At 52.0% G+C, this 11211-nt stretch carries 11 protein-coding genes; all 11 read left to right on the top strand.

Features of this window, described 5'->3' with window-relative positions; all coding sequences use genetic code 11:
• The first annotated feature begins 134 nt into the window (after positions 1 to 134).
• On the top strand, positions 135 to 593 hold the full coding sequence (gene rimP / locus GQS10_RS00480) for a ribosome maturation factor RimP (protein ID WP_341804978.1): 459 nt from the start codon (positions 135 to 137) through the stop codon (positions 591 to 593).
• Positions 594 to 650: 57 nt separating this feature from the next.
• Positions 651 to 1748, top strand: coding sequence for a transcription termination factor NusA (gene nusA, locus GQS10_RS00475; protein WP_166237897.1), 1098 nt, complete (start codon positions 651 to 653; stop codon positions 1746 to 1748).
• A 37-nt stretch (positions 1749 to 1785) separates the two neighbouring features.
• Complete coding sequence (rnpM, locus tag GQS10_RS00470) at positions 1786 to 2103, top strand: RNase P modulator RnpM (RefSeq protein ID WP_166237895.1); 318 nt, start codon at positions 1786 to 1788, stop codon at positions 2101 to 2103.
• Positions 2093 to 2425, top strand: a complete 333-nt coding sequence (locus GQS10_RS00465) for a L7Ae/L30e/S12e/Gadd45 family ribosomal protein (RefSeq protein WP_207952066.1) — start codon at positions 2093 to 2095, stop codon at positions 2423 to 2425. Before rnpM ends, GQS10_RS00465 begins: the two co-directional genes overlap by 11 nt.
• Positions 2418 to 5303, top strand: a complete 2886-nt coding sequence (gene infB, locus GQS10_RS00460) for a translation initiation factor IF-2 (protein ID WP_166237893.1) — start codon at positions 2418 to 2420, stop codon at positions 5301 to 5303. Before GQS10_RS00465 ends, infB begins: the two co-directional genes overlap by 8 nt.
• A 7-nt stretch (positions 5304 to 5310) precedes the next feature.
• Complete coding sequence (gene rbfA, locus GQS10_RS00455) at positions 5311 to 5667, top strand: 30S ribosome-binding factor RbfA (protein ID WP_166237891.1); 357 nt, start codon at positions 5311 to 5313, stop codon at positions 5665 to 5667.
• Complete coding sequence (locus tag GQS10_RS00450) at positions 5664 to 6659, top strand: DHH family phosphoesterase (RefSeq protein ID WP_166237889.1); 996 nt, start codon at positions 5664 to 5666, stop codon at positions 6657 to 6659. The genes rbfA and GQS10_RS00450 overlap by 4 nt, the downstream gene beginning before the upstream one ends.
• A complete protein-coding gene (gene truB / locus GQS10_RS00445; RefSeq protein ID WP_166237887.1) occupies positions 6656 to 7582 on the top strand; it encodes a tRNA pseudouridine(55) synthase TruB in 927 nt (308 codons plus the stop codon). The genes GQS10_RS00450 and truB overlap by 4 nt, the downstream gene beginning before the upstream one ends.
• Before the next feature lie 15 nt (positions 7583 to 7597).
• The gene (locus GQS10_RS00440; RefSeq protein WP_166237885.1) at positions 7598 to 8548 is read left to right on the top strand and encodes a bifunctional riboflavin kinase/FAD synthetase; all 951 of its coding nucleotides are present in this window, start codon (positions 7598 to 7600) and stop codon (positions 8546 to 8548) included.
• Between the two features lie 113 nt (positions 8549 to 8661).
• Positions 8662 to 8931 (top strand): 30S ribosomal protein S15, encoded by a 270-nt coding sequence (gene rpsO / locus GQS10_RS00435; protein ID WP_166237883.1) that lies wholly within the window; start codon positions 8662 to 8664, stop codon positions 8929 to 8931.
• 156 nt (positions 8932 to 9087) lie between these two features.
• On the top strand, positions 9088 to 11199 hold the full coding sequence (pnp, locus tag GQS10_RS00430; protein ID WP_166237881.1) for a polyribonucleotide nucleotidyltransferase: 2112 nt from the start codon (positions 9088 to 9090) through the stop codon (positions 11197 to 11199).
• The last annotated feature ends 12 nt before the right edge of the window (positions 11200 to 11211 follow it).

Raw genomic sequence — 11211 nt, 5'->3', positions numbered from 1 at the left:
CATCCTGTTATTTCCTGTGCTATAATCTACATGGTTGCGATGTGATAAATTCTCGTCATGATGAAGAGTGGGGAAACCCACTCTTTAGCTTTTATGTGGCGGAATTGCGATATACAAAGGAGGAAATGCAAGGCGTGGGCAAACCTATCAAACCAATCGTGGAAGAAATGCTCCTGCCGTTTTTAGACGCTGAGGGCTTCGAGTTGGTCGATGTGGAATACGTGAAAGAGGGCAGCAACTGGTTTTTAAGGGTTTTCGTTGACAAAGAGGGCGGAATTGACATCGACGAGTGCGGACGAATCAGCGAATACTTAAGTCAGAAGCTTGACGAGACCGACCCGATTCCTGACGCTTATTTCTTGGAAGTGAGCTCCCCGGGCGCGGAGAGGCCGCTCAAGAAAGCTGATGACTACCGCAGAGCGGTAGGCTCGCATGTGTTTATTACCACCTATGAGCCGGTCGGCGGTCTGAAGGAATTCGAGGGCTTGCTCGAATCGTACAACGGTGAAGAGCTCGTCGTTCGGATCGGCAAAAAAGAACATACAATTCCCTTTGCAAAAGTAGCGAGCGCCAGATTGGCGATTGTATTTTAACAGGAAGCACCGGACGGTGTAAGTAAACAGAGGTTCTGAGAGGAGGAACTACGTTCCATGAATATGGATTTTATCGAGGCGCTGTCGGATTTGGAACGTGAAAAGGGTATCAGCAAAGAAGTGATCATCGAGGCGATTGAAGCAGCGCTGATCTCCAGCTATAAACGCAATTTCAACACGGCGCAAAATGTGCGCGTTGACATTAACCGCCAAACCGGCCGCATTCAAGTATTTGCCAGAAAGACTGTAGTCGACGAGGTACTCGACCCGCGGATGGAAATTTCACTATATGCCGCTAGAGAGCTAAATCCGAACTACCAGCTGGAGGACATCGTCGAAATCGAGGTTACGCCTCGTGACTTTGGCCGTATCGCCGCTCAAACGGCGAAGCAGGTCGTTACCCAGCGCATTCGTGAAGCGGAGCGCGGACTCATTTACAACGCCTTCGTGGACAAAGAAGAAGATATTGTAACGGGCATCGTGCAGCGGCAGGATACCCGCTTTATTTATATCGATTTGGGTAAGGTCGAGGCGATTATGCCTCTCAACGAAGTGATGCCGACTGAAAAATTCAAAATGAACGACCGCATCAAAGGGTATATCACCCGCGTTGAGAATACGACCAAAGGGCCGCAAATTGTGCTCTCCCGTACGCACCCGGGCCTTCTGAAGCGATTGTTTGAGCTGGAAGTTCCTGAAATTTACGACGGTGTCGTTGAAATTAAATCGGTTGCCCGCGAAGCAGGCTTCCGTTCTAAAATTGCCGTATATTCCAGCAACCCGGAAGTTGATCCGGTCGGTTCCTGCGTAGGTCCAAAAGGCGCGCGCGTGCAAACGATCGTGAACGAACTGAAGGGCGAAAAAATCGATATTGTCCGCTGGTCGGAAGATGTTGGGGAGTACGTCGCCAATTCGCTCAGCCCATCGAAGGTTGTAGAAGTGGAAGTGTTTGAGGAAGAGAAAATGGCGCGTGTTATCGTTCCGGACTACCAGCTTTCTCTAGCGATCGGGATTAAAGGGCAGAATGCCCGCCTGGCGGCTAAGCTGACCGGTTGGAAAATTGATATTAAGAGCGAAACGCAGGCAGAACAAGAGTTTGGCCGTGAGAAGACGTATGCTGAAGAGATGCCGCAGGATTCTGTTAGCATTGATTAGTTGATAACGTATCGCTTACGCGGGAGGAGGGATCGGCGTGAAGGCTAGAAAAGTGCCGCTGCGGAAATGCGTTGCCTGTCAAGAAATGATGCCTAAGAAGGAACTGATTCGTGTCGTCAGAACGCCGCAAAGCGATGTGCTCATTGACTTGACGGGAAAAAAATCAGGCCGTGGCGCATATTTATGCGGCAAGGTGAGCTGCTTCCGGTTGGCCAAGAAAGCAAAATCGCTGGACCGCGCCTTGAAGGCCGCCGTAGGGGATGATATTTATGACCGCCTGGAACAGGATTTTATTCGGGTCGAGGATGAGTTCCACGCGAGCAAAGATCGGATGGATGAAGACGATGAAGAATAATGCGAATCCTATCCAGACGATTGGACTGGCGATGAGAGCGGGCAAGCTGGCGACCGGGGATGAAGCGGTGCTGAAGGCTGTTCGCAGCAAAACGGCCAAGCTGGTGCTTCTGGCTACCGACGCTTCGGATAATGCAAGGAAAAAATATAAGGACAAATGCTCCTTCTACGATGTGCCTGTGCTGGAGCAGCTCACACGTGAACAGCTTGGGCAGGGGATTGGCAAGCCGGAGCGCGTCGTTATCGCTGTCACGGACGACGGGTTCGCCGAATTGATCCGTAAAGGCTTGCGTATAACAGCGGAGGTGAAGAGTATTGAGTAAACAAGATCCAAAGGATAAACTGCGCGTTTACGAATATGCAAAATCTTTAAATATGAGCAGTAAAGAAATTATTACAATTTTAAAAAGGCTTAATTTGCCGGTTAATAATCATATGAGCGTGATGGAAGATAAAATGGTAGAGTCCGTGGAAAAGTTTTTCCGCGATGTGAAAGCAAACGCAGCGTCCAAGCGGCCTGCTGATACCAATAAATCTATTGCAGTTAGCGCTCAGCAAAATGCAGGGCGGGCTTCCGAAGAGCAGCCAAAGCCGGCTGCGGGGGGAGATCAAGGAATGCAAGCGAAACAAGACCGGGGGCATGGTGATCAAAGAACGATGAATACAACAACGAATTCTCAGCCGTCCGATCAACAACGTAATGATGGACAGCAACGGGACCGGGCGCCGCAGGAGCGGCAGCAGCAGGACCGCAGACCGCAAGGAACTTCACAAAATCGAAGCAACGATAATCGCGGAGGCCAGCAGGGCGACCGCAGACCAAGCGGCGGCGGGCAAAACCGCGGGCCGCAATCGGGCGGCGGAGACCGTCAAGGCCAGCCGCGCAGCAGCGGTCAGGGCGGCCAAGGCGGAGGCCAGCAGGGCGGACGTCAGGGCGGCTTTCAGCGCAAGCCAGGCGAGCAGGGCGCTCGTCCAAGCGGCGGACGCGACGGTAATGCAGCCGCTCGTCCAAGCGGCGGACGCGATGGTAATGCAGCCGCTCGTCCAAGCAGCGGACGCGACGGTAATGCAGCCGCTCGTCCAAGCGGCGGACGCGATGGTAATGCAGCCGCTCGTCCAAGCANGCGCAAGCCAGGCGAGCAGGGCGCTCGTCCAAGCGGCGGACGCGACGGTAATGCAGCCGCTCGTCCAAGCGGCGGACGCGATGGCAATGCAGCCGCTCGTCCGGCACCAAGCGGCGGTGTGCGTGACAATGCGCGTCCACAGCGTTCGTTCAACGACGATACGAGTGATGACGCAAACAAAGGCAAGCAGGTTAAGAAATCGAAACCGAATCAGAAGCGGTTTGACGATAATAAAGGCGGAAACTTCCGCGGCGGCAAGGGCGGACGGAACCAGGGTCGTGGCAGAGGCCAAAACGAGCAGCCTCGTAAGGAAAAAATCGATAATACTCCAAAGAAGGTTATCGTTCGCGGCCCAATGACGGTTGGAGAGCTTGCGAAGCTGCTTCATAAAGACGCTTCTGAGGTTATCAAGAAGCTGCTCTTCATGGGAACGATGGCAACCATTAACCAAGAGCTGGATTTGGATACAGTCTTGTTAATGACTGCGGAGTACGGTGTAGAAACGGAAGTGAAAATTCCGGTTAACGATGAAAACTTCGAGGATGTCGAAGAAAAGGATGAAGACGAGGATCTGGTAGAACGTCCGCCGGTTGTTACGATCATGGGTCACGTTGACCACGGGAAAACTACCCTGCTTGACGCTATCCGTTCCACAAGCGTGGTTGAAGGTGAAGCAGGCGGCATTACCCAGCATATCGGGGCATACCAGGTTGAAATCAACAACAAGAAAATCACGTTCCTCGATACTCCAGGCCACGAGGCGTTCACCACGATGCGTGCTCGCGGGGCTCAAGTAACGGATATTACGATTCTTGTCGTTGCCGCAGATGACGGCGTCATGCCGCAGACCGTTGAGGCCATCTCACATGCCAAAGCAGCGAAGGTACCGATTATCGTTGCTGTCAACAAGATCGATAAGCCGGAAGCGAATCCGGACCGGATTAAGCAAGAGCTGACTGAGTACGGATTGGTACCGGAAGAGTGGGGCGGCGATACGATTTTCGTCAATGTATCGGCAAAGCAGCGCCTGAATCTCGAGAATTTGCTGGAAATGATCCTTCTCGTTGCAGAGGTGGAGGAGTATAAGGCAAATCCGGATAAACGCGCTCGCGGTACAGTTATTGAGGCCGAGCTTGATAAATCTCGCGGTCCTGTGGCCCGCGTATTGATCCAGAACGGTACGCTGAAAATCGGCGATGCGATCGTTGTCGGTGTATGTTTTGGCCGCGTTCGTGCCATGGTAAACGATAAGGGACGCCGTATTAAAGAAGCGGGACCTTCCACGCCGGTTGAGCTTACCGGTTTGACCGACGTGCCTCAGGCGGGCGATCCGTTTATCGTGTTTGAGGATGAGCGAAAAGCGCGTGAAATTGCGGACAAACGCTCCATTACGAAGCGTCAAAGCGAGCTCGGGGCGAATTCCCGCGTAACGCTTAACGACTTGTTCAGCAAAATCAAAGAGGGCGAAATGAAGGAATTGAACGTCATCATCAAAGCGGACGTTCAAGGCTCCGTCGAAGCGCTGCGTGGCTCCCTTGAAAAAATCGAGATCGAAGGCGTGCGCGTGAAAATTATTCACAGCGGTGCCGGTGCGATTACCGAGTCCGACATTATTCTTGCTGCAGCTTCGGGTGCAATCATTATCGGCTTTAACGTTCGTCCGGATGCGCAAGCCGCTTCAACAGCCGACCAAGAGAAGGTCGACATTCGCTTGCACCGTGTTATTTACACGGCAATTGATGAAATTGAGCAGGCAATGAAGGGCATGCTGGATCCGGTCTACAAGGAAACGGTAATCGGCCAAGCCGAAGTGCGCAATGTCTTCAAAATCAGCAAGGTCGGCGCGATTGCCGGATGTATGGTTACGAGCGGCAAAGTTGTTCGTAACGCGGAAGCTCGTCTTATCCGGGGCGGTGTCGTAGTCTATGAAGGCAAGCTGGAAGGCTTAAAGCGTTTCAAAGACGACGCACGTGAAGTAACCCAAGGATTCGAATGCGGAATCAGCCTGGAGCGTTTCAATGATATTAAAGAAGGAGATATCGTCGAAGCGTTCATCATGGAAACCGTTGAGAGGTGAGACATTCATGGCTAAATTTCGAGCAGGTCGTGTTGGGGAGCAGATCAAAAAAGAGCTCTCCCAGATCATTCAATCGGAACTCAAGGATCCACGAATCGGCTTTATTACGGTAACCGGTGTCGATGTAACGAGTGATCTTTCGCAGGCAAAAGTATACTTGAGTGTACTTGGCAGCGACGAGCAGCGTGAAGCGACCCTTCACGCCTTAGCGCGGGGGAAAGGCTTTATCCGTTCCGAGGTCGGCAAGCGCATGCGTCTTCGCCATACCCCGGAACTGCTGTTCAAGTTCGACACTTCCATTGACTACGGATCGCGCATTGAAGCATTGCTGGAACAAATCAACTCAGGAGCGGCGGAACTATGAGTTCCGCTCCTCTTGCTTCTTACCAGGAGCAGCTCCGCTTAGCGGCTGAATTTGTAATGGGGCATAACGATGTGCTTGTTGTGTCCCATGTTCAGCCGGATGGAGATGCTGCCGGTTCCACATTTGCCGTTGGTCATATGCTTAACAGCTTAGGGAAAACATTTACGCTTGTTAATGAAGGTACCATGCCGGAGAAGTATCGGTTTATGTCGGGTGGCCTTTCTATACATACTTATGAATCCGTGCAGCAGCTGGGACAGCGATTTCAAGCCGTCATAGCTGTCGATTGCGCGGATTTTGGGCGACTAGGGCTTGTTTCGGAACTCATTGCGTCGGGAACACCGTTTCTGAACATTGATCATCATGCTACAAATGATAGCTTCGGCACAGTCAATTTGATTCAAGCCGATGCTGCCGCAACCGCTGAGATTTTATACGACCTTGCCATCGAAATGAACGCACGATGGACGCCGGAGCTTGCGACCTGCTTGTACAGCGGTCTGCTTACGGATACGGGCGGCTTCCGTTATTCCAACACCAGCACAAAGGTGATGGAGACGGCGGGACGATTGCTTCAGCTAGGGGCGAAAGGTCCGGAGCTGGCGGAACGTTTGCTGGAGCGCGTGACACTTGCGCAGATTCAGCTTCTGCGCCGGGCGCTTTCCACGCTGGCGCTGGCCGCAGACAATCGCGTCGCTTGGATGACGGTAACGCTGAAGGATGTCGAGGAGTGCGGTGCGAATCCGGAGGATCTTGACGGGCTTGTCAACTACCCCCGGAACATTGAAGGGGTAGAAGTAGGGCTTCTCTTCAAGCAGTCCCCTAAAGGCGGAGTGAAGGTAGGCTTTCGTTCCTCCGGAACCGTGGATGTCGCTGAAATCGCGCAATCGCTTGGCGGAGGGGGACACCGACGGGCAGCGGGGGCATCGGTGCAGCTAGAAATGGACGAGGCGGTTCAGCTAGTCGTAGGACGGGTGGTAGCGAATTTATGATTACGGCGGAAACGATAGAAGGAGTGCTGCCGATTTGGAAGCCGGCAGGAATGACTTCCCACGACGTTGTAGCACGGGTAAGGAGAATCACTCGAATTAAACGTATCGGGCACACCGGGACGCTGGATCCTCAAGTAACCGGAGTGCTTCCGCTTTGCATTGGCCGGGCAACGCGTGTCGTCGAATATATTCAGGATTTACCCAAGCAATACGAGGCTGTCGTGCGGATCGGTCAATCCACGGATACGGAAGACGTTACCGGTGAGCTGATTGAAGATAGGCCAGGAATCAAGCTCAGCCAAGATGAGATCGAGCATACGCTGCTCTCTTTTGTAGGGACGATTGAGCAGGTGCCTCCGATGTATTCCGCGGTGAAGCATGACGGTAAACGTCTCTACGAGCTGGCCAGACAGGGTATCGAGGTCGAACGGAAATCCCGTAAAGTAGAAATTTACGGGATTCATATTTTGAAGATGCAGCTTGAGCAGGAGTATCCGGAAGTGCAATTTGTAGTGGATTGCTCAAAGGGGACTTATATTCGTACCTTGTGTGTGGATTTCGGCAAAAAGCTTGGGGTACCTGCGACCATGAAGCAGCTGGTGCGATCTGCAACGGGGCCTTTTACTGAAGCAGAATCGGTTCCTTTAGAGGAAGTGGAGCGTTTATGGGCAGAGGGAAAGCTTACAGAGAAGCTGATTTCAGCCGATCAGGCGCTTCCTCATATCACTCAAGTAAAGGTTAACGAAACTCTTACTCGGATGGCTCTTCAAGGCCGTGCGCTTGTTTCCATTGACCAGCCGGCCTTACAGTCATTAGAGAATGGCAGCATCGTGCGACTTTACAATGAAGAGCAGCTATTTTTAGGGATTTTTGCATGGGAAGCATCGGATCGGATGTTGACCCCTGTTAAAGTATTTAATTAAGGAGGCGCGGAATCGTTGATCGTTCATCATCTTTCTTATCCGCTCTCCACCCGTGAACCTTCACATCGAAACCTCGTGCTTTCAATTGGAGATTTTGACGGCGTCCATCTGGGCCATCGCGAGGTGCTCGGCCGATCGGTTCGGATCGCCGGAGAAACCGGCGGTGTATCCGCGGTAATGACGTTTCATCCGCATCCCCGCGAAGTGCTGGGTCTGGAGCAGTATGCCCGATATTTAACGCCGCTGGAGGATAAGCTGCGTGAATTTGAGCAGCTCGGACTTGAGGAAGCCTACGTCGTCCAATTTGACAAGCCCTTTTCCAGCGTGTCTCCGGAACGGTTCGTCGATGAAGTGCTTATTCCGCTAGGGGTATCCACCGTAATTGTCGGGTTTAATTTTACCTTCGGCCATAAGGGAGCGGGCACACCGGAGCTGCTGCAGGAGCTTGCCGGCGGCCGCTTTGCGGTGGAGATCGTCCAGCCTTATGTGATGCAGGAAGACCGCGTAAGTAGCACCTTGATCAGAGCATCGCTGCAGAACGGCCAGCCTGAGCTTGCTAAGCGTTATTTAGGCAGGCCGTTCCGGTTTGCCGGTACGGTCGTGCACGGAGAAGGCCGAGGCCGAACGATAGGAGTTCCGACCGCCAATGTGGAGCTGATTGGCCCTTATATCATCCCTAAGCAGGGCGTTTACGCGGTTTCCGTTCTGACGAAAGGAAGCCGATATGGCGGCGTTATGAATATCGGTAAAAAACCGACGTTTCATGGGGATGAAGGGATCGTGACCATCGAAATCCATTTGTTTGATTTCACGGGCGATCTATATGGCAGCATCATCGAAGTGGAGCTGCACCGCTTTATCCGGAGCGAACGCAGGTTTTCATCTGTGGATGAACTCATTGCGCAAATCAATAATGATCGTATGGAAGCGAAGCAGCATTTACTTTCGGATCGCATTATGCTATAATTCTTTTTGCTGTCCTACAAGGGACAGATTAGAACCGCAGCATGGACTTTCGTTCACTCCGGCGAGGTCTGGGCTGTCGGCGATTATACTTATAATTAAAGGAGGTGATCAGGATGGCACTTACGCAAGAACGCAAGCAGCAGCTGATCGGTGATTACAAAACCCATCAGAACGACACAGGATCCCCTGAGGTTCAAATCGCTATCCTGACCGAAAACATCGTTAACTTGACAAACCACCTGCGGGAGCACAAGAAAGACCACCATTCCCGCCGCGGATTGCTCAAGATGGTCGGTCAGCGTCGTAAATTGCTCAGCTACCTGAAGAACAAAGACGTTAAACGTTACAGCTCTTTGATCGAACGTCTCGGCCTTCGCCGTTAATTCGAGCCTAAAGAAGCAACCCGAATTTCCTCTTACGAGGGAAACGGGTTGCTTTTTCTGTACATAAGATTGCATGAAATGTTTCGGCCTAGGAAGGAAATACTAGACCGTATGCAGAATGTTAGGTAGGATATGTTAATTTAAGGGAGGAGCACAATGGAACAACACCGTGTGCAAATGGAACTGGGCGGTAGAACCCTAGTTCTCGAAACGGGCAGGCTTGCGAAGCAGGCCAATGGCGCCGTTATGGCTAAGTATGGAGATACAGCGGTACTCTGTACGGTTACAGCATCCGCTGAACCGAAGGATCTTGACTTTTTCCCGCTGACTGTGAATTATGAAGAACGCTTGTACTCGGTTGGTAAAATTCCGGGAGGCTTTATTAAACGGGAAGGACGTCCAAGCGAAAAAGCGATTTTGGCAAGCCGCTTGACAGACCGTCCGATTCGTCCGCTTTTCCCGGAAGGTTTCCGTAACGATGTTCAGGTTGTCGCGCTTGTCATGAGCGTGGACCAGGACTGCCCGCCGGAAATCACAGCAATGATCGGCGTGTCCGCCGCGCTTAGCATCTCGGATGTACCGTTTAACGGACCGATTGGCGGCGTTATCGTTGGACGTGTTGACGGTAAGTTTGTCGTCAATCCGACGGTTGAGCAGGAAGAGAAGAGCGACATCTATGTTGTCGTTGCAGGCACAAAAGATGCGATTATGATGGTGGAAGCTGAAGCCAACGAGGTTCCGGAAGAAGTTATGCTGGAAGCAATTATGTTTGGTCACGATGAAATCAAGAAAATCGTATCAACGATCGAGGAGCTGACGGAGAAATCCGGCAAGCCTAAGATGGAAGTAAAGCTTCATGAAGTGGATGCTGAGGTAGATGCGCAAGTAAGACAGCATGCATCCGCCCGTCTCGTTGAAGCGGTTCGTATTGCTGAAAAGCATGCCCGTGCGGATGCAATTGCGGCAATCAATCAGGAAACGGAAGAGCACTTCTCGGAGGTTTATGCTGAGACACCAAGTAAAATGTCCGATGTGAAAGAAGTGCTGTACAATATCGTGAAGGAAGAGGTTCGCCGTCTCATTACGGTGGACAAGGTTCGTCCAGACGGACGTCAGCTTGCTGAGATTCGTCCGATTGAATGTGACGTTTCCCTGCTTCCAAGAACACATGGCTCCGGCTTGTTCACCCGCGGTCAAACGCAGGCACTGAGCGTATGTACGCTTGGCGCGATCGGTGATGAGCAAATTTTGGACGGCATCGATTTAGAGGATTCCAAACGTTTTATGCATCACTATAACTTCCCACCGTTCAGCGTAGGGGAAGCGAGACCGCTTCGTCCGCCAGGCCGCCGCGAAATTGGACATGGTGCATTGGGCGAACGTGCGCTCGCGAAGGTTATTCCTTCCGAAACGGAATTCCCGTACACGATCCGCCTTGTTTCCGAGGTGCTGGAATCCAACGGTTCCACATCGCAGGCAAGTATTTGCGCAAGCACACTTGCACTGATGGACGCAGGGGTGCCGATTAAAGCGCCGGTTGCGGGTATTGCGATGGGTCTGATTAAGGACGGCGAGCATTTCTCCATCCTCTCTGATATTCAAGGCATGGAAGATCATCTCGGTGATATGGACTTCAAGGTTGCAGGAACCGGTGAAGGCGTAACGGCAATCCAGATGGATATTAAGATTGATGGGATTGACCGTGAAATCTTAAATCAGGCTCTGGCGCAGGCGAAAGAAGGCCGCATGTTCATTCTCGGTAAAATGACCGAGGTTATGAATGAGCCGCGTAAAGCATTGTCCCAGTACGCACCAAAAATTACCGTTATGCAGATTAACCCGGACAAAATCCGTGATGTTATCGGAGCAGGCGGAAAGATTATCAATAAAATTATTGAAGAAACTGGCGTTAAGATCGATATCGAGCAGGACGGCCGCGTCTTTATTGCATCGCCGGACCAATCGAAAAACGAACGTGCGAAGGAAATTATCGAAGGCATTGTGCGTGAAGTGGTCGTAGGCGAAACATATCTCGGCACGGTAAAGCGCATCGAGAAATTTGGAGCGTTCGTGGAAATTTTACCGGGCAAGGAAGGCCTCGTTCACATTTCCCAGCTTTCGCATGATCGCGTCGCTAAAGTCGAGGATGTGGTGGCGCTTGGCGATTCGATTACGGTTAAAGTTACGGAGATCGATCAGCAGGGCCGGGTGAACCTGTCCCGCAAGGCAACGCTTCCGAAGCCGGAGCAGCCGCAGGTACAGCAATAACATAGCATTACA

Source organism: Paenibacillus turpanensis (assembly GCF_011421635.1).
In the GTDB taxonomy this organism is placed as follows: Bacteria; Bacillota; Bacilli; order Paenibacillales; family YIM-B00363; genus Paenibacillus_AK; species Paenibacillus_AK turpanensis.
Note: the sequence above shows the minus strand (reverse complement) of the source record. Positions and strands in the feature narration are given on the sequence as shown.

Coding starts and splice junctions, on each gene's coding strand:
- GQS10_RS00450 (WP_166237889.1), top strand. CDS start 5,664: ATGAGTTCCGCTCCTCTTGCTTCTTACCAGGAGCAGCTCCGCTTAGCG.
- rbfA (WP_166237891.1), top strand. CDS start 5,311: ATGGCTAAATTTCGAGCAGGTCGTGTTGGGGAGCAGATCAAAAAAGAG.
- truB (WP_166237887.1), top strand. CDS start 6,656: ATGATTACGGCGGAAACGATAGAAGGAGTGCTGCCGATTTGGAAGCCG.
- pnp (WP_166237881.1), top strand. CDS start 9,088: ATGGAACAACACCGTGTGCAAATGGAACTGGGCGGTAGAACCCTAGTT.
- GQS10_RS00465 (WP_207952066.1), top strand. CDS start 2,093: ATGAAGAATAATGCGAATCCTATCCAGACGATTGGACTGGCGATGAGA.
- nusA (WP_166237897.1), top strand. CDS start 651: ATGAATATGGATTTTATCGAGGCGCTGTCGGATTTGGAACGTGAAAAG.
- rpsO (WP_166237883.1), top strand. CDS start 8,662: ATGGCACTTACGCAAGAACGCAAGCAGCAGCTGATCGGTGATTACAAA.